Source organism: Halapricum salinum (assembly GCF_004799665.1).
Classification (GTDB): Archaea; Halobacteriota; Halobacteria; order Halobacteriales; family Haloarculaceae; genus Halapricum; species Halapricum salinum.
Map to the genome: position 1 here is coordinate 456,672 of NZ_CP031310.1, position 17,135 is coordinate 473,806.

General features: G+C 63.7%; 18 protein-coding genes. 11 read left to right on the plus strand and 7 right to left on the minus strand.

The window, feature by feature from the left end; all coding sequences use genetic code 11:
* Nucleotides 1–48: 48 nt before the first annotated feature.
* The gene (locus tag DV733_RS02195) at nt 49–267 is read left to right on the plus strand and encodes a hypothetical protein (protein ID WP_049993555.1); all 219 of its coding nucleotides are present in this window, start codon (nt 49–51) and stop codon (nt 265–267) included.
* A 1-nt stretch (nt 268) separates the two neighbouring features.
* On the opposite strand, the gene tmk is transcribed toward DV733_RS02195, so the two are convergent.
* Nucleotides 269–859, minus strand: coding sequence for a dTMP kinase (tmk, locus tag DV733_RS02200; protein ID WP_049993556.1), 591 nt, complete (start codon nt 857–859; stop codon nt 269–271).
* A gap of 116 nt (nt 860–975) precedes the next feature.
* On the opposite strand from tmk, the gene DV733_RS02205 reads away from it, so the two are divergent.
* The 6 genes from DV733_RS02205 (at nt 976) to cofG (ending at nt 6,513) form a co-directional block, all read left to right on the plus strand.
* Nucleotides 976–1,878 (plus strand): complex I NDUFA9 subunit family protein, encoded by a 903-nt coding sequence (locus DV733_RS02205; protein WP_049993557.1) that lies wholly within the window; start codon nt 976–978, stop codon nt 1,876–1,878.
* A gap of 130 nt (nt 1,879–2,008) precedes the next feature.
* Complete coding sequence (locus tag DV733_RS02210) at nt 2,009–3,187, plus strand: tubulin/FtsZ family protein (RefSeq protein ID WP_049993558.1); 1,179 nt, start codon at nt 2,009–2,011, stop codon at nt 3,185–3,187.
* Complete coding sequence (locus tag DV733_RS02215) at nt 3,165–3,935, plus strand: PTS lactose/cellobiose transporter subunit IIA (protein ID WP_049993559.1); 771 nt, start codon at nt 3,165–3,167, stop codon at nt 3,933–3,935. The genes DV733_RS02210 and DV733_RS02215 overlap by 23 nt, the downstream gene beginning before the upstream one ends.
* Nucleotides 3,936–4,550 carry a 2-phospho-L-lactate guanylyltransferase gene (cofC, locus tag DV733_RS02220; protein ID WP_049993560.1) on the plus strand — a complete coding sequence of 205 codons (615 nt, stop codon included), beginning with the start codon at nt 3,936–3,938 and terminating at the stop codon, nt 4,548–4,550. It abuts the gene before it with no gap.
* A 111-nt stretch (nt 4,551–4,661) separates the two neighbouring features.
* Nucleotides 4,662–5,099 carry a GtrA family protein gene (locus tag DV733_RS02225; protein WP_049993561.1) on the plus strand — a complete coding sequence of 146 codons (438 nt, stop codon included), beginning with the start codon at nt 4,662–4,664 and terminating at the stop codon, nt 5,097–5,099.
* A gap of 295 nt (nt 5,100–5,394) precedes the next feature.
* Entirely contained in the window at nt 5,395–6,513 is a 1,119-nt protein-coding gene (gene cofG / locus DV733_RS02230; protein ID WP_049993562.1) for a 7,8-didemethyl-8-hydroxy-5-deazariboflavin synthase subunit CofG, read from the plus strand.
* Between the two features lie 4 nt (nt 6,514–6,517).
* Here cofG and DV733_RS02235 read toward each other — a convergent pair whose 3' ends face one another.
* The 5 genes from DV733_RS02235 to DV733_RS02255 form a co-directional block, all read right to left on the minus strand.
* On the minus strand, nt 6,518–7,054 hold the full coding sequence (locus DV733_RS02235; protein ID WP_049993563.1) for a hypothetical protein: 537 nt from the start codon (nt 7,052–7,054) through the stop codon (nt 6,518–6,520).
* Complete coding sequence (locus DV733_RS02240) at nt 7,051–8,937, minus strand: NHL repeat-containing protein (RefSeq protein WP_049993564.1); 1,887 nt, start codon at nt 8,935–8,937, stop codon at nt 7,051–7,053. Before DV733_RS02240 ends, DV733_RS02235 begins: the two co-directional genes overlap by 4 nt.
* A 62-nt stretch (nt 8,938–8,999) precedes the next feature.
* Nucleotides 9,000–10,346 carry a 7,8-didemethyl-8-hydroxy-5-deazariboflavin synthase subunit CofH gene (gene cofH, locus DV733_RS02245; RefSeq protein ID WP_049993565.1) on the minus strand — a complete coding sequence of 449 codons (1,347 nt, stop codon included), beginning with the start codon at nt 10,344–10,346 and terminating at the stop codon, nt 9,000–9,002.
* 58 nt (nt 10,347–10,404) lie between these two features.
* Nucleotides 10,405–11,427 carry a sodium:calcium antiporter gene (locus DV733_RS02250; RefSeq protein WP_049993566.1) on the minus strand — a complete coding sequence of 341 codons (1,023 nt, stop codon included), beginning with the start codon at nt 11,425–11,427 and terminating at the stop codon, nt 10,405–10,407.
* 72 nt (nt 11,428–11,499) lie between these two features.
* The gene (locus DV733_RS02255; protein WP_049993567.1) at nt 11,500–12,372 is read right to left on the minus strand and encodes a universal stress protein; all 873 of its coding nucleotides are present in this window, start codon (nt 12,370–12,372) and stop codon (nt 11,500–11,502) included.
* Between the two features lie 115 nt (nt 12,373–12,487).
* On the opposite strand from DV733_RS02255, the gene DV733_RS02260 reads away from it, so the two are divergent.
* Together DV733_RS02260 and DV733_RS02265 are read left to right on the plus strand one after the other, a co-directional pair.
* Nucleotides 12,488–13,567 (plus strand): phosphoribosylaminoimidazolesuccinocarboxamide synthase, encoded by a 1,080-nt coding sequence (locus DV733_RS02260; RefSeq protein ID WP_049993568.1) that lies wholly within the window; start codon nt 12,488–12,490, stop codon nt 13,565–13,567.
* A 54-nt stretch (nt 13,568–13,621) separates the two neighbouring features.
* Nucleotides 13,622–14,320, plus strand: coding sequence for a rhodanese-like domain-containing protein (locus tag DV733_RS02265; RefSeq protein ID WP_049993569.1), 699 nt, complete (start codon nt 13,622–13,624; stop codon nt 14,318–14,320).
* Nucleotides 14,321–14,390: 70 nt separating this feature from the next.
* Here the strand turns inward: DV733_RS02265 and DV733_RS02270 are convergent, their stop codons facing one another.
* Complete coding sequence (locus DV733_RS02270) at nt 14,391–15,383, minus strand: formyltetrahydrofolate deformylase (protein ID WP_079979405.1); 993 nt, start codon at nt 15,381–15,383, stop codon at nt 14,391–14,393.
* Between the two features lie 116 nt (nt 15,384–15,499).
* Here DV733_RS02270 and DV733_RS02275 point away from each other — a divergent pair, with 116 nt between their 5' ends.
* A complete protein-coding gene (locus DV733_RS02275; protein ID WP_049993571.1) occupies nt 15,500–16,432 on the plus strand; it encodes a GAF domain-containing protein in 933 nt (310 codons plus the stop codon).
* Nucleotides 16,429–17,079, plus strand: a complete 651-nt coding sequence (locus tag DV733_RS02280; RefSeq protein WP_049993572.1) for a DUF7504 family protein — start codon at nt 16,429–16,431, stop codon at nt 17,077–17,079. The genes DV733_RS02275 and DV733_RS02280 overlap by 4 nt, the downstream gene beginning before the upstream one ends.
* Nucleotides 17,080–17,135 lie beyond the last annotated feature (56 nt).

Consider the following 17,135-nt stretch of genomic DNA (forward strand, 5'->3'; position numbering starts at 1 on the left):
GCCCCCGAGGGGAGGTTTTTTGATCGTAAAGAAACAACATGGTAGATCATGAGCGTCAATCGAGCGACAGGCGCGTGTATGTTCTGTGGGGGGAGCGGGGCCGAGAAGACGTGCGGACACTGCGATGGGGGCTATCACATCGCCTGCGCTCGGAAACGGGGGAATCTGCGCGTCGAGAAACACGGCAATGGGATCGTGAGTTCGGCACGACTCAACTACGACTGGGAGTGCCCAAACTGCGGGGAGACGGCCCGCGGCGAGATGTAGTTTACAGGCGCTGTCGGAGCTCTTCGACGATCGCCTGCTGGACGTCTTCCTGTGGTTGTTCGGCGTCGATTCGGACGAAACGGTCGGGTTCAGCTGCGATGAGGCGTTCGTAGTTGTCGGCCACGCGCTGGAGGTACGCGGCCTGTTCGAACTTGTTGGTCGTGCCGGCGCGCTTCGCGCCCACCTCTGGGTCGACGTCGAGGTAGAGGGTCAGGTCCGGGGGGCGTGTCCACGGTTCGTGAATTCGCTGGACGAACGAGAGGGCGTCCTCGATCCGTGGATGGTCGGCCAGCGTCGCCCCCTGGTAGGCGTACCGGGAGTCCGAATACCGATCGGAGACGACCAGTTCACCCTGCTGCAGTGCGGGTCGGATCACCGAAGAGAGGTGGTGGGCGTGATCTGCGGTATATAGGAATAGTTCGGCCAGCGAGTCCGCGCCGTCGTCGCTGATCGAGCGCGCGACGGCCTCACCGTACCACGAGTCGGTCGGCTCGCGTGTGAACGTCGTCTCCGCGTCGAGAGAGACATCGCCTAACGCCTCCCAGGCGCTTGTCTTGCCGCTGCCGTCGATCCCCTCCAGTGTGACGAGCATACGCCGACGTCGGGCGGCAACGTTGTAAGACCGTCGTGATCGGTCCGCGACCCGCTCTCGCTCGCCCAAACTGTTTGCGCGCTATTTTTATACCGTATCCGGCCGTCGAACGGAGTATGCAGGTACTCGTGACCGGTGGCGACGGCTTCGTGGGACGGAACCTCTGTGCGGAACTGGCTGAACGCGGCCACGACGTGACCAGCCTCTCCCGAGAGCCGGATCCGTCGGTTCTCCCCGGGGCCGTCGACACGGCCGCCGGTGACGTCACCAACTACGACTCGATCGAGAACGCGTTCGAAGGCCAGGACGCCGTCGTCAATCTCGTCGCGCTCTCGCCGCTGTTCACGCCCGACGGCGGCAACGAGATGCACGAGAGAGTCCACCTCGGCGGGACGAAAAACGTCGTCACGGCCGCCGAGGCTCACGACGTCGATCGGATCGTCCAGATGAGCGGCGTCGACGCCGACCCGAACGGCCCGACTCACTACCTCCGTGCGAAAGGCCGGGCGGAGGAAGTCGTCAAAGAGTCCGGGCTAGAGTGGGTCATCTTCCGGCCGTCGATCGTCTTCGGCGACGGTGACGAGATCGTCCCCTTCACCAAGCGCCTGAAGAAGCTGTTCGCGCCGGGCCTCCCGCTGTATCCTCTGCCCGGTGGCGGCAAGAAGACGGTCTTCCAGCCGATCTGGGTCGGCGATCTCGCCGAGATCATGACCGACGCGATCGAGGACGAGAGTGGCGCGGGGCAGATCTACGAGATCGGCGGCCCGGAGACACTCACGCTCCGGGACGTGACCGAGATGGTCTACGAGAGCGAGGGCAAATCAGTGAAGATCGTCCCCCTACCCATGGCGCTTGCAGGTATCGGGCTGACGACGCTCGGGGTCCTCCCCGGATTCCCGATGGACCGCGACCAGTACCACGGCCTGAAAGTCAGCAACATCTCCGAAAACGACGTCGATCACTTCGACATCGACGAATCGGAGCTGCGGACCTTCGGTGACTACCTGGAGCTGTCCTGACAAGATCTGCCACCCGTTCCGAATTCTTGTCGTTTTACCATTATTTACAGGCAGTATCTGTTCTTAGAAATGATAGACGGGCACAAGGCTTTTAATGATTATACGTTTCTTTCTACCACGAGAACCACCTATGAAGCTCGCGATGATCGGCTTCGGGCAGGCCGGCGGGAAAATCGTCGATAAGTTCCTCGAATACGACGAACGGACAGGCAGTGGAATCGTCCGCTCCGCCGTCGCCGTCAACACCGCCAAGGCAGACCTGCTCGGACTCGAACGTGTTCCGGACGAGAATCGCGTACTCATCGGCCAGGCCCGCGTGAAGGGCCACGGGGTCGGTGCAGACAACGAACTCGGCGCGGAGATCGCCGAGGAGGACATCGACGAGATCCAGAGCGTCATCGACAACATCCCGGTCCACGAAGTCGACGCGTTCCTGATCATCGCGGGCCTGGGCGGCGGGACCGGCTCCGGCGGCTCGCCCGTCCTCGCCAAGCATCTCAAGCGGATCTACACCGAACCCGTCTACGGCCTCGGTATCCTCCCCTCCAGTGACGAGGGCGGCATCTACACGCTCAACGCCGCCCGATCCTTCCAGACGTTCGTCCGGGAGGTCGACAACCTCCTGGTGTTCGACAACGACGCCTGGCGCAAGACCGGCGAGTCCATGGAGTCGGGCTACGCCGAGATCAACGACGAGATCGTCAAGCGCTTCGGCATCCTCTTCGGCGCGGGCGAGGTCACCGGCGACGGCGAGGTCGCCGAGAGCGTCGTCGACTCCTCAGAGATCGTCAACACGCTCGCCTCCGGCGGCGTCTCCACAGTGGGATACGCAGCCGAGGAAGTAGAGAACAGCTCCGACGGCGGACTGCTCTCGCGCTTCAAGAGCGACTCAACCAACGACAGCATGGAGGCCGCGAACACGACCAACCGGATCACCTCGCTGGTCCGGAAGGCCGCGCTCGGCCGCCTGACGCTGCCCTGTGAGATCGACGGGGCCGAGCGCGCGCTGCTGGTGTTGTCGGGACCACCCAACGAACTCAACCGGAAGGGGATCGAGCGCGGCCGGAAGTGGCTCGAAGAGCAGACCGGGAGCATGGAGGTTCGCGGTGGCGACTACCCCGTCTCCGAATCGGCGTACGTCGCCTCGGTGATCTTGCTCTCGGGCGTGCACAACGTCCCCCGGATCAAGGAACTCCAGCAAGTGGCGATCGAGGCACAGGAGAATATCGACGAGATCCGCCAGGAAAGCGAAGAAAACTTAGAGCAGTTGGTCGAAGACGATGAAGATGAGCTTGATCCCCTCTTCTAAAGGCACGACGGCACTGGTAGCGCTCGTGATCGCGATGGCGGCAGTCGGTACTGCCGCGGCGGTGACAGCTTCGGACACCTCGGCTCCCGACGAGGCGCAGGTCGGCGAGGAGGTCTCCGTCTCGGTGACGCTCTCGAATCTCTACTCGGACAACGACGAGTGGACCCTCCGCGGAACGACCCAGCTGACCAACGTGACTGGCTGGGAAGTGACGAAGGTCCGGCCGGCCGGAAACACGACCGAGGAGTACACCGGCCAGGACTCCTTCGAGACGGGCATCAGTAACGCTGACAACGTGACCGACGTGGTTGTGACGATCACCGGTGACGCTCCGCCAGTCGAGGAGTTCCAGTACGACCCGCCCCAGCGATTCGAAGCCGCGAAACTGTCCCAGGCCGTCGGCCAGGGTGAGAGCACCATCGAGACGGTGCAAATCCACCACTACACCAACGAGAGCCAACAGGCGTTGAACGCGATCCAGAGCGCCGACGAAGCGGTCAGCGGGACCGACAACGCAGACGCACAGTCCTACTTGCAGAACGCCATCGACTTCTACGAGACTGGGAACTTCGATCAGGCAATCTCGAACGCCGAACAAGCAGAAGAGACAGCGAACGAGGCCAAAAGCTCCCAGGACACGATGACGCTGATCCTCTACGGCGTGGGCGCGCTCGTCGTGCTGGCGCTGATCGGTGGCGGCGTCTACTACTACCGTAACCAGCAGGACAGCTACGACAAACTCCGGTAGATGCACGTCGTCGTCCCGTTCGACGCCCGCGATCCGAAAACCCGCCTTGCTCCCGTTCTCGATCCCGACGAGCGACGTGACTTCGCTCGGGCCATGCTCGATGACGTCTGTCGCGCCGTCGAGGAGACCGGGCACGAACCAACCGTACTCGCGACGGCCGGGATAGACGTCGAGTGGCCGGTCGAGGTGGACGACCGTTCGCTCTCAGAGGCGATCAACGCGGTGCTGGCGAGGCGCGACGGACCCGTGACCGTCGTCATGGCCGATCTCGCGCTCACGACGCCCGAGGCGCTCGACCGAGTCTTCGAGGCCGAGGGCGAAGTCGTCCTCGTCCCTGGCCGGAGCGGTGGGACGAACGTCGTCCTCGCACGCCACCCCGATTTCCGGGTCGACTACCACGGCGTCTCGATCCGCGATCACCGCGAGCGTGCGGCAGTTGCGGGGCGAGAGACGACCAGCGTCGACTCGTTTCGACTCTCGACGGATGTCGACGACCCGTCCGACCTCGTGGAGGTACTGCTCCATTCAGAAGGTGCGGCGGCTGCCTGGCTGGTCGACCACGGCTTCGATGTCCACGCTGAAGACGACGGAGTGACAACTGTCAGACGTGACTGACCTGACGTTTTCGGCCTATTTGACCGGATTTTCACTAGCTCCCAACAAGTCCTGTCACAGGATAGGAAGATATTTCCGTTCGGGCAAGGTACTAGCTTGACGAGCGAGCCTATGGAGACGTACGTGCTCCGCGACCGGCTGCGCAGCCTGGTCGCCACGGATCGACTCCTGCAGTTCATGGCCGTCGGCACTGTCGGGACGACCGTGGACATGTCGCTGTTGCTGGTGTTTCACGGACTGGCCGGCTGGGCGCTGATCCCCTCGAAACTGCTCGGCGCGGAGATCTCGTATCTGGTGATGTTCGCGATCAACGAGCGCTGGACCTTTTCGACGTTCGGGAAGACGTCGCTGCGTGCTCGCCTCCGCCGGCTCGTGACGTCGAACGGCGTGCGGATCGGTGGCCTGCTCACCGCGACGACCGTCCTCGTGATCGTCACCGAGACGACGGACGTCTGGTATCCGCTGGCCAATCTCGTCGGGATCGGCGTCGGCTTCTTCGTCAACTACACGCTGGAGTCCTGGCTCACCTGGCGCGTCCACCAGAAGTGATCCCGGACGGATTTCCGACGGAATAGAGACGAATTTGAGTCGGAGTTTGGACAACGCATTTTATACACGAGCGTCTTCGTTCAGACGCACGGATCCGTGCACACCGCTGGCAGTGGCCCCTGCTCCCGGGGCCCGACCGGAGATGACCGTTCGGGCGTCTCAACGAGTCCGTCTGGACGCCCCGAAACGGTCACGCCGACTCCCGCAGGGGGATCGTGTCCCCGCCCGACGCGGCCGACCAAGCCGAGGCAAGAGGAGGGGTATCCTTTTACCCCCGAATCCGCAACTTTCGAGCGTGTTTCCGGGCAGCGAGGCGTACGACATCGAGATCGAAATCGACGAGCGCGACGTCGAGCGGCTGCTGTCGATCACGCCGGATAGCGTCGAGGCCGCCGCCGAACTCACCTTCGCCCGCAACGTCTTCGTCCCCCTGACCACGGCCTGCCGATACACCTGTACGTACTGTACCTACTACGACCCGCCCGGACAGGCCAGCCTCCTGTCACCCGAGGCAGTCCGGGAGATCTGCCGTGACGGCGCGGCGGTCGGCTGTACGGAAGCGCTGTTCACCTTCGGGGACGACCCCGACGACCGCTACACCGAGATCCACGACCAGCTGGAGGAGTGGGGCCACGACTCGATCCACGAGTACCTCCGGGAGGCCTGCGAGATCGCCCTCGACGAGGGGTTGCTCCCCCATGCCAATCCGGGCGACCAGACCCGCGAGCAGATGGCGACGGTCGCCGACGTCAACGCCTCGATGGGCGTGATGCTCGAAACGACTGCCGACGTACAGGCTCACGGTGGCCCGCGGGCGAAATCCCCGGGCCAGCGGCTCAATACCCTTCGAGTCGCGGGCGAACTTGGTATCCCGTTCACGACGGGGATCCTCGTGGGGATCGGCGAGGACTGGCACCACAGAGCAGAGAGCCTGCTGGCCATCCGCGAGCTACACGAGCGATACGGCCACATCCAGGAAGTGATCGTCCAGCCCGTCGTCGAGAACGAGCGCTGGAGCGGTGGCTCTCCCAGTCTGGAGACGATGCGCCGCGTGACGGCGATGGCCCGCGCAGCCCTCCCCCCCGAGGTGAGCGTCCAGTCGCCGCCGAACCTCGCTCCTGTGAGGGAGTTGCTCGACTGCGGAATCGACGACCTCGGCGGCGTCTCGCCGGTGACAGACGACCACATCAATCCCGAGTACGCCTGGCCGGCCATCCAGGAACTCGAGGACATCGCCGACGAAGCCGGCGTCCCGCTGCGCGAGCGGCTGCCGGTCTACGAGCACCACTATCGCGACGGCTGGTGTTCCGACCGGATCGAAGCCGCCGTCGAAGCGGAGGACGCGGCTGGCGAGCGTCTGCGAGCGGTGCTGGAACGTGGTGAGAATCCTCTGCAGACGGAACACACCGACTAGCCGGTCACGGGCCAATCGACTCCAGATCAGTCGCGAGTTCGCGGGCGTCTTCGACAGTCTGACCACGAACGACGACGACGCTCTGCCGTCCGTCCAGCGAAGTGAGACCCAGGAGCGCGGCAAACGAGTGCGTCGGACTCGATCCACCGGCCAGGGTCACCGTTTCTGAGCCGACAGTCGCCTCGACGGTCTCATCGGTCCCGATAGTCCAGATTCCACGCAGTACCGCGAGGACCACCGCAGGTTCCCCGTTGGTCTGGTCGATCCGGAGCAAGTCGCCATCTGCCGCTGGCTCTGCGACGACACGGTTGAAGTACGGATCGTCGACGGTGACGTCGATCGGTTCGTAGTCGAAAGCTACGGGTGCGTAAGGAGTCGTCTGATCAGGGGCGACGTCCGCGACAGCAGCGCGCATTTCCGCCGGGGAATCGATACTCGTCGATTCTTGTGAGGAACTATCGAATACACCCGTACTGTATGCTGCTCCGGCACCGACAGCACCCAGGCCGAGCACCTTCAGAACCGTTCGTCGATCGCTCATGCCGTCTCACGTCCAGTATTGAGTGAATTTTCGAGCCGATTCTCGGCCCGATTCAGACCGTATCCCATCATTCGCCACGTCCAGTAGGTCGTCTGCCTGCTCGAGTCGGCCATCTCGCGCGCCTGTCTGGCGTTGGTCTCAGCATTTGCGACTGCGTTCCAGATTACCCCAGACCAGAGGTCAGACATAGCATCATAGTGTTTGGCGACGATCTCGCCCAGCAGCGCCGTCATCTGATATCGAGCAGCCTTGAGTCGGGTCAGCGTGACCGCCTCAGCAGGCGTGATAGCGGCGTCTTCCCGCTTCAGTTCGAGTCCGATGATTCGTTCTATCAGTGTCATCTGTGCAACCTCGTGTGCGTGAGCGGCGGCGGTGATTTTGGCGTTGGCGTCGAGTGCGCCTTCGATTAACTGCGTGACAGTCGTGTCGACGGCGACCCCAACGAAGATCGATGCTGCGGCCTGTTGTAAACCGTAAGACGTCAGCGAAGCAGTTACCTTTCCCGTGTTCGAAGTCGCCTGGCTCCAAGCAGCGGCGATATTGTCTGCATTGCTAGCGATGTCGTCAAGCGCGACCGCGAATTCTGCCGTCGCATTCAACCCCTCGTTGAATTCCGACCAAGAAGTTACGTCCTCGGCTAACGCATCGATATTCCGACACTCAGCGAGTGTTCGAGTCATCTTCCCGAACCCTTCTTCGTACGGGTCGTTGACCTCCGTGTTGACCCAGTTGATCGACTCGAAATAAAGATCGACGGCAGATCCGAGTGCGAGTGACGGGTTGACCTGTGCGAGTGCGTACGTCTCGAGTGACTCGACGCCGAGATCGACAGCCTTCGAAAGTAACTCGAGTGCTCTAAATTCGCCCGCCCTCCGTCTGGTCGCTGCGAGTTGCTTTTGCCAGTCGATCAACGAGGGGCCGAACGACTTCCAGGATTCGGTGATGAACGCGTCGTGAGCGACCTCCGGAGCGACGAGCGAGAAGTCAGTCGTCGTCACCGCCGGTCGTCCGTTCGCGTCCGGAATATCAGTCACGACGTAGTAGTTTCCGTAGCCGACGTCGACTTCTACCGTCGATCCCGCACGGAAGTCGAGGTCGTCAGGATCGACCGGCGTCTGCGTCGACGGTGGCGTCGAGCCACCACCTCCAACTGGTGTCGCCGTCTCCGGTGGTGTCGGGGGTTCGACCGTCGTCTGGGGCCAGGGCGCACCGAGGTTCGCCAGGCCGCCAACGGGAACTGGGCCGATCTCGACGCCGACACCGGTTTCGAGATCCAGCTTTCGTAGCGTCGTCGTCTCCGGCTCGTCGCCACGCAAGGCGTAGAGGTTTCCGTTCCCAGGAACGAACTCGACGCCGACAGAATCGAGATCGACCCCTGTCGTCCCGACCGGAGTGACCGACCCGTCGGTCTTGTCGACGTGGTACAGTCGGTCGGGATCACCGTCGCCTCGGCCACCGACCGCGTAGAGTTCCTTCGTCTCGAAGTCGACCCCGAGTCCGACGTGGTCGAGATCTCGGCCGAAGCCCCCGACCGTCGTCAACGCACCAGATTCGGGATCGACTCGCACCAATCGGTCGTTATCGTTGTCGAGTCCGTAGACGGTATCGCTGTCGACGAATGCCATCCCGGGGAGTGAGGGACCGATCGAGCGTAAGCGCTCGACTGCGCCGGTTTCCGGATCGATTTCGAAGATGTAATTCCCCGAGCCACTGTTGCCGAGTATGCGCCCGCCTGGACCGAACGCAAGTGCGTTTGGCCCGAAACGAGATGGGGCGTCGAGGTCGACGACCGGTGTCACCTCCGCCGTCTCGGGACTCAACTTCAAAATTCGTTCGTGGCCTGCGGACGTCTGGATCGTGAACAGGCCGTCTAACGTCGCCATTCGTCCACGTGATGTCACTACATCTACTTTATTGCTCCGGACAGAACTCTCGTGTCGTCCCCTCAGACCAGCGGCGTCCCGTCGGCGTTCGGTCCCAGAACAGGCCCATAGGGCGGCCCCTCGATCCGACGACGCTGTCGGTAGTCGGTCGAGCGCTCGACCGGGATGCGGCCGATCGACTCGATCATCTCGACGTACTCCGAGAAGGAGCGATATTCACCGAAGTCCCCGCCGGCGCGCTTGGTGATCTCCTCGCTCAGGATCGTCCCCATGAAGTCGTCCGCGCCACAGGTCAGCATCTTCAGTCCCTGGGCGTCGCCGTATTTCACCCACGACGACTGGATGTGCTCGACGTTGTCGAGGAAGAGCCGCGAGACGGCGATCAGCAGTTCGTCCTCGTCGGTGCTCGCGCCACGGTCGACCATCCCGCGCTCGTGCAGCGGGGTGTTCCGGTGGACGAACGAGAGGGGGACGAATTCAGTGATCGCTCCCGTCCGATCCTGCAACTCGCGGACGCGCTGCAGGTGCAGGGCGCGGTGGGCCTCGTTCTCGACGTGGCCGTACATCATCGTCGCCGTCGTATCCAGCCCGACCGCGGCGGCCGCTTCGATGGCGTCGAGCCACCCCTGGGTGTCGATCTTGCCCGGACAAATCACGCCCCGGACTTCGTCGACCAGGATCTCGGCGGCCGTTCCCGGAACCGAATCGAGGCCGGCCTCGGCCAGTCGCTGGTAGACTTCCTCGTAGTCCCAGTCGGTGCCGCGGCGAGCGTGGGCGGCCTCCTCGGGCGTCATCGAGTGGACGTGCACGCCGCCGACGTCCATCGCGTCGATCTGCTGGCAGTAGGTTCCGGGATCGGTCTCGTACCGGGACGGAGATTTGTAGTTCAGATCCCCGCGATCGCTCGATTCGAGTATCTCGCGGTGCTCGCCATCGAGCGCGAACGCCGGGTGGAGTCCCGAGACAGACGTCACCTCGTAGATCCCGCGTTCCAGCGCACTCGCGACGATCTCGCGGCTCTGTTCGGGCGTCTTGGTGAATCCGCCGTGGTCGCTGTCGCTCTCTATCAGGAACTGCTCGGAGCGGTCCTTGAAGTTACAGAACAGACAGCCGGTGTTGCAGGCCGTGGTGACGTTGTTGTTGAGGTTGGCGACGACGGTGACTTCCTCGCCGACAACCTCGGCGCGGCGGCGGTCGGCGGCTTCCAGCACCTGCTCTTTGCGCTCTCGGTCGATCCCCGCGCGCTCGGTCCCGGTCGTGAGGAGTGCGATGGCGTCAGCGACAGACAGTCGAGTGCCGTCGCGAGCCTTCGAAAGCGCGTTCTCGAACGACTGGTCGGTTTCGGGACGGTGGGCAAACTCGAAGCGATTCCGGGGCACGTTCGTCCCGGTCGAAGCCCGGTCGGCCATTGCACGGGACTTGCTCGGGAGCCGTAAAAACGTCGCGGGTCGGCGGCCGTTTCAGCCGCTAGTTGGGTAGGTAGTCGACGACATCACTCACGGTTTCGAGGACGACCCAGGCGACGAAGGCGATATACGACCCGAGCAGCGCGTAGGACTCGACGGTCGAGAGCGCGAGTCCGGTCCGCAGCACGGTAAACAGGAGGATCGTCGCCAGCGTCAACACGCCGAACATCGGGACGGCCATCGAGAAGTTGATCGGCGTCGGCCCGACGATGAGCACGCCAACCGGGATCGCCACGAGCAAGTCGAAAGTGTTCGAACCGAGAACGTTCGCCAGCGAGGCGACCCCGCGGCCGTCCCGAGCAGCCCGAAGGCTGACCAGCGCGTCCGGGAGACTAGTCGCCCCGGCCGCGATCGTCACGCCCATCACGAACTCCGGGACGCCCAGTTCGGTCCCGATGACGTCGATCGAGTGAACCAGCCGCTCGACCGCGAGCAGGATGACGACCAACCCCGCCAGGAGCAGTCCCCACTGACGCAAGACGTCTACGCCCGCGCCGGCCTCGGGATCGGCCTCGTGTTCGGCGGTGTCCTGATACTGGATGAACAGATACAGCCCGTAGAGGGCGATCGGGATCATCGCCAGCGGCCGCGTGATCTCTCCGGAGAGGTGCTCGACCGTCGGAACGCGATAGTAGATCACGGCCATCGCGAAGGTGATCACGAGTACCGACACCGCGAGCATGTAGAACTGGGCTTCCTTGTAGACGAGCGTCCGATTCGACTCGATGTCGTCTTCGGTCGCGATCCCGGCCAGCGCGGGGATCACGAGGATGTTGAAGATCGCCGAGCCGACGATCGCACCGACGCCGAGTTCCAGCGAACCCACCGTAACGGCTGCGACGACGACTGTCGCGAGTTCCGGAAAGCTCGATCCGATCGCCGTGACGATCGATCCCTGGACGACCTCGGGGAGTCCGTAATAGGCCGAGAGCTTCTCACTCGCACCTTCGAGCCACCCACTCCCGAGCCAGATAAAGCCAGTCGTGAGGACGATGATCGTCACGTCGAGCGGGAGATTCGCCATCGCCTGGAGGCTCGATTGGGCCTCACTAAGACGTTCCGGATCCGGCGATCACAGGGACTCAGAACGCACCACTCACTCGGCTTCGTCTGGACCGTGAACAGTGATCACCGGGACGGGGGCCGAACGGACTGTCTTCTCGGCGACGCTCCCCAGCAGGATGCGCGTGATCCCGCGGCGGCCGGTCGTCCCCATCACGACCGCGTCGATGTCCTCGCTTTCGATCACGTCGAGGATCGTCTCCGCTGGCGCGCCGTCCTCGACGTGCCGGACGATATCGTCGATCCCCCGCCGCTGGGCCGCGTTCGCGATTGTGTCGACGGCCTCCTCGGCGGCATCCCGGCCGGCGTTCGTGACGTCCTCGACGTCAGGACCCATCACGGCCGTCTCGACGGCCGAGAGCGCGTGGACGGTGGCGTCGAGCGCCGCCGCGAGATCGAGCCCGTGCATGGCCGCGTGCTCTGCTGACTGGCTCCCGTCGGTCGCCAGCAGGAGTTGCTCGTATGGGAACTCGAACGCGTCGTCGGGGTTCATCCGCGAAGTGAGCACTGGGATCGACGAGAGCCGGACCACTTTCTCGGTGACACTGCCCAGCAGATACCGCGAGAGGCCCTGGCGGCCCTGGGTCGGCATGACGATCACGTCGTAGTCGTATTTCTCGGCGTACTCGACGATCGTCTCGGCGGGCGCACCCTGGACGACGTCCGTCGAGTAGTCGGCCGCCAGCGAGTCGAGGGTCTCGGCTGCGGTCTCCAGGACGTCTTCGCCGTGTTCGACCTGTCCGTCGACGACCGTCGACTGGACGCGCGTGGTGCTGTACTCGGTCGTATCGGCGACGTACAGCAGCTGGATCTCGCCGTCGGTCCAGTTGGCAATCTCCGCGGCGTGATGGAGAGTCTCGGCCGCCCCTTCGCTGCCGTCGAACGGGAAGAGGATGTCCTCGTACATACATGAATACTGACCGCGCCGTCTGATAGGTCTTCGGTAGCCACAGAGTCGATCCGTCTGTGGTGGCCGCCACGATGTGCAAACCCTTTGGTTGCCGGGGTGGAAGGGTCTGCCAATGACGAGCGTCAAGGACTTTCGAATTCAAGAGGAACCAACCGCCGAGTCGTTCGGCCGCGGGTCGTTCGTGTTCACCGACGACTACTCGGTGTTCGACTGGGGGAAGATGCCCGACCAGATCCCCGAGAAAGGCGCGTCGCTGTGTGTGATGGGCGCGTTCAACTTCGAGTTGCTCGGCCAGAACCACATCCCGACCCACTACGAGGGCGTCGTCGAGGGGGAGGCCCAGCGGACCGCCGGGAACGCGAGCGGCGACCAGCCGCGAGCGAAGGGCGAGCCAATCGATCTCCACGAGGCGCTCGACGCCGGTCACCGCCCCCGTGAGATGGCCATCTCGCTCACGCAGGTCCCGGACCTCCCGAACGTGGGAACCGACTACGACTACGACGCCTATCACGACGCGGCGGGCGCGAACTACCTGATCCCGCTGGAGATCGTCTTCCGAAACACCGTCCCCGTCGGCTCCTCGCTGCGCACGCGAACCGAGCCGAGCGATCACGGCCTCGATGTCGAGACGTGGCCCGAGGAAGTCGTCGAATTACCCGAACCGGTCGTCGAGTTCTCCACGAAGTACGAGGAGCAGGATCGCTACCTCGACCGCGAGGAAGCCGACCGGATCGCGGGCAAAGCCGACATCGAGCGCCTGGAGGAACTGGCGCTGTCGGTCAATCACATCCTCAACGAGCGCGCCGCCGATACCGGGTTCGTCCACGAGGACGGAAAGATCGAGTGTCTGTATTACAACGGCGAGATTCGCGTCGCCGACGTCGTCGGGACCTTCGACGAGAACCGCTTCGCCTACGACGGCCAGGAGGTTTCCAAGGAGGTCATCCGCCAGTACCACAAGCGCACCCAGCCAGAGTGGGTCGAGGCCGTCTCCGAAGCGAAAGTCGCTGCCGACGAACAGGATGTCGCCGACTGGAAGTCGCTGTGTGAGCGCCAGCCAGCGCCACTGGCGGACGATGTGATCCAGGCCGCCCGTGACCTGTACTGTGCCGGCACGAACGCCTACGTGGGACGGGCAGTCTTCGACGCCCCGTCCATCGAGGAAGCCGTCGAAACCGTCCGTAATCTATAATTCTTCCGACGCGAAGCGTCAGGTACTCAAGATTCCCCCAGGTAGGACAGCGCAATGAAACGACGTGCGTTTCTGGCGAGTGGGGGCGTCGCGGCGGTGGCCGGCTGTCTCGGGGGCGACGACAAAAATCAGTCGTCGTTCGTCGACGACTTCGAGACGACGACTACCAACGGCTACGAGGTCCCGCTCGCACCAGTCGAGACGACCTACGAGTGGTTCCAGAACGACGAGGTGCGGTTCGCCGACGCCCGCGGCCGAACCTCGTACGAAGCGTCCCACGTCGAGGGGGCGGTGTTGAGTACCGCCAGAAGCGATTTCGAAGGCGGTCCAGTCTCCGAATGGCCGAAAGATACCACGATCGTCGCCTACTGTGGCTGTCCGCACCACCTCTCGTCGATTCGGGCGTCCACGCTGATCGAGAACGGTTTCGAGAACGTCGCCGTCATCGACGAGGGGTTCTGGACCTGGTACGACCGGGGCTATCCCGTCGCCGGCAACGACGTGGAAAATCGACCCGCGAGCTACGAGATCCGCGGGCAGACGGCACGGGAGTACGCCGGCGAGAGCGCCTGGGCCTTCCACGACCCGACGGGTCAGCGCGAGGCCACGCCGATCGAGGGCGACGGTAGCTACACGATGGAGCTCAAATTTGCAGATATCTCCGAAGACGCTCCCATTCGCGTCACGACACCCGAATACGAGATCGAGCGCACGCTCGACGATCTCACCGACAGCGTCGTGACTGGACAGTGAACCACTGTCATCGATAGACGAAAAATGCAGGAACTGGTGTTCTACAGATCCCTGAACCGTACTCTCGTGCTCAGTCGTCCGCCTCGACTTCCTCGTCGTCTTCCTGGCCTGCGACGAACTCCCCGAGGCCGTCGATCGGCCGATCGGGGTTGATCTGATCCAGCTTCTCGGGCGCGCCGAGCTGGGCGTCGGTGTCCTCGGGGTCGCGCAGTTTCGTCCGGCCGCGGTGGACCGACACCTCGTCAGTGAGGTGGAGTTTGATCGCTTCGATGAGCGCCTCGGCTTCGAGGGGCTGGCCGATCTGCTGTAGCTCCTCTTCGGTCGCGTCGTCGGGGACGTTGAACGCCCGCTGAGTGATGATCGGCCCCTGATCGAGGTCGGTCGTCACGTAGTGGGCGGTGACGCCTGCGATACGGACGCCTTCCTCGATGGCCTGCATATATGCCGACGCGCCCGGGAACGCCGGCAGGAGACTCGGGTGGACGTTGATGATCTGGCTCTCGTAGCGAAAGACCACGTCCGGCGAGAGTATGCGCATGTACCGCGCGAGCACGACCAGATCGGAGTCGTACTCCTCCAGCAAGTCGAGCAGTTCCTCCTCGTCGGGCGTGCCCTTCTCGTCACCGATGTCGTGGAACGGGACATCGTACTTCTGGGCGAGCGGCTGCAGATCGGAGTGGTTGCCGATCACGACGTCGATGTCCGCACCGAGGTCGCCGGAGGCCCAGGCTTCGAAGATGGCCTCCAGGCAATGGGATTCCTTGGTGACCATGACGGCGATCGACTGGGTCTCCCGGTCTTTCGGGAAGCGAACCTTGATGTCGACCCCGAGGTCGTCGCCGAGGTCGTTCAGGTCGTCGCGGAGCTTCGCCTCCGTACAGACCATCTCGGCAGTGTCGACGAGCATGGTCATCCGGAAGACGCCCTCGCGAACGGCTTGATCGAGGTCTTCGATGTTGACGCCGCGCTCGAACAACAGCGAGGTAACGTTCGCGATCAACCCGGTGTCGTCCTCGCCGACGACCGTGATCTCGGTGTACTTCTCACGCGTCACGAGCATCACCCCGCGGGCGGCTGTGGAGAGTCATTGCCTGAAATGACTTCGTCACCACGCAAAAACGCTTCGCGTTTCCGGTTCGGGACAGCAGAGCTATACGGCTGGGAACGTCAATGAGACCTATGCCGGACGCAGACCCCGTGTCCGTCCTCTACGTCGATCCCGACGACGACGCCCGGCTGGAGACGGCCACGGACCTCGAAGTCTCGCCGCTCGTCGACGCATCAGTCGAGACGTGTGCGACGATCGACGAGGCCGTGGACATCCTGGAATCGACTGCCATCGACTGTCTCGTCACCGAGCACGACCTGCCCGACGGGGCCGGCCTCGAACTGGTCGAGTGGATCCGGGACAACCAGCCCGACCTCTCGTGTATTCTCTATACGAACGCGACGCCGGACGCGATCCGAACCGCAGCGTTCGGCAGCGTCGTCGTCGAGTACCTCCCCAAGGAGATCCCCGACTCCGTGACGGCCCTGGCACGGTTGATCAGCAACGTCGTCAGCCAGCGCAGCCAACTCGCCTATCCGATCCCCGAGACCGAAGACGAGCGACTGGCCGCCATCGAGCGCTACGACGTCACCGACCTCGAAGCCGCAGAGACCGTCGATCGACTCAGCGACCTCGTCGCCAGTCACTTCGATGTCGCCGTCGCGTTCGCGGGGATCGTCGACGCCCACGAAGAGCGCTTTCTGGCCTGCAAGGGCGCCGACTGGGAGCAGTTAGACCGCGAAGATACGATCTGTACCTACACGTTGCTCGAAGACGACCACATGATCGTCGAGAACGTCCAGTCCGACGGTCGATTCGCCGACGTCGACGTCCTCGAAGAACTGGACATCCGCTCGTACGCCGGCGTCCCGCTGAAGACTCCCGACGGACTGCCGATCGGCGCGCTCTGTCTCATCCACGACGAGCCGCGATCGTACACCGACAGCGAAATCGAGGATCTCCGGAAGTTCGCCGACGAGCTGATGGAGCAACTCGAGCTCCGGCGACGGCTCAGAGAGACCGAACGCGCGGTTCCCAAACCGGACCACCAGGGGGCGCGATGACGACGAAACTGACCGAAGCGTACGTCTTCGAGCGACTCCCGCTCGAGCCGATCCCGGCCGGGACGAACCTACTCGTGACGGGGCCGCCACACGGCCGAACACAGGACTTGCTGTACGAACTGTTGGCCGGCGGCGAGGGGGAGGGCATGCTGTTTGTCACTACCGACGACGACGGGATCACCGTAGCCGAGACCTACGAAGGACTGGGCCACACGTTCGACCCCGGACGGATGTGTCTTATCGACGCGAGCCAGCACGGTCAGGACGCCGAGGACGCCCCGATCCGACACGTCGGCAGTCCGAGCGACCTCACGGGAATCGGGATGGAGTTCTCTTCGCTGTACGAGTCGCTGCGCGGCAGTGGGCTGGCCCAGATCCGGGTCGGTCTCAGTTCGATCTCGACGCTGCTGGTCTACGCCGAGGACTTCCGGGCAGTCTACCGATTCTTGCATACGATCACCAGCCGGATCCGCACGGCGGAGGGACTCGGCGTCTTCAGCGTCGACCCCGACGCCGTCGAGGACGAGGCCTTCGCGACGATCGCCCAGACGTTCGACGCCCGCCTGGACGTCCGCGAGGACGAGACCGGGGCGGAGGTCCGGATCCGTGGGCTAGACGACCAGCCGACGGGCTGGCAGTCGCTGTAGGAATTGTCGCTCCCGACGCGCTGCCGGCAGTATCACAAGCGTTTTGATCGGTCGTC

Coding starts and splice junctions, on each gene's coding strand:
- DV733_RS02195 (WP_049993555.1), top strand. CDS start 49: ATGAGCGTCAATCGAGCGACAGGCGCGTGTATGTTCTGTGGGGGGAGC.
- tmk (WP_049993556.1), bottom strand. CDS start 859: ATGCTCGTCACACTGGAGGGGATCGACGGCAGCGGCAAGACAAGCGCC.
- DV733_RS02205 (WP_049993557.1), top strand. CDS start 976: ATGCAGGTACTCGTGACCGGTGGCGACGGCTTCGTGGGACGGAACCTC.
- DV733_RS02210 (WP_049993558.1), top strand. CDS start 2,009: ATGAAGCTCGCGATGATCGGCTTCGGGCAGGCCGGCGGGAAAATCGTC.
- DV733_RS02215 (WP_049993559.1), top strand. CDS start 3,165: ATGAGCTTGATCCCCTCTTCTAAAGGCACGACGGCACTGGTAGCGCTC.
- cofC (WP_049993560.1), top strand. CDS start 3,936: ATGCACGTCGTCGTCCCGTTCGACGCCCGCGATCCGAAAACCCGCCTT.
- DV733_RS02225 (WP_049993561.1), top strand. CDS start 4,662: ATGGAGACGTACGTGCTCCGCGACCGGCTGCGCAGCCTGGTCGCCACG.
- DV733_RS02235 (WP_049993563.1), bottom strand. CDS start 7,054: ATGAGCGATCGACGAACGGTTCTGAAGGTGCTCGGCCTGGGTGCTGTC.
- DV733_RS02240 (WP_049993564.1), bottom strand. CDS start 8,937: ATGGCGACGTTAGACGGCCTGTTCACGATCCAGACGTCCGCAGGCCAC.
- cofH (WP_049993565.1), bottom strand. CDS start 10,346: ATGGCCGACCGGGCTTCGACCGGGACGAACGTGCCCCGGAATCGCTTC.
- DV733_RS02250 (WP_049993566.1), bottom strand. CDS start 11,427: ATGGCGAATCTCCCGCTCGACGTGACGATCATCGTCCTCACGACTGGC.
- DV733_RS02255 (WP_049993567.1), bottom strand. CDS start 12,372: ATGTACGAGGACATCCTCTTCCCGTTCGACGGCAGCGAAGGGGCGGCC.
- DV733_RS02260 (WP_049993568.1), top strand. CDS start 12,488: ATGACGAGCGTCAAGGACTTTCGAATTCAAGAGGAACCAACCGCCGAG.
- DV733_RS02265 (WP_049993569.1), top strand. CDS start 13,622: ATGAAACGACGTGCGTTTCTGGCGAGTGGGGGCGTCGCGGCGGTGGCC.
- DV733_RS02275 (WP_049993571.1), top strand. CDS start 15,500: ATGCCGGACGCAGACCCCGTGTCCGTCCTCTACGTCGATCCCGACGAC.
- DV733_RS02280 (WP_049993572.1), top strand. CDS start 16,429: ATGACGACGAAACTGACCGAAGCGTACGTCTTCGAGCGACTCCCGCTC.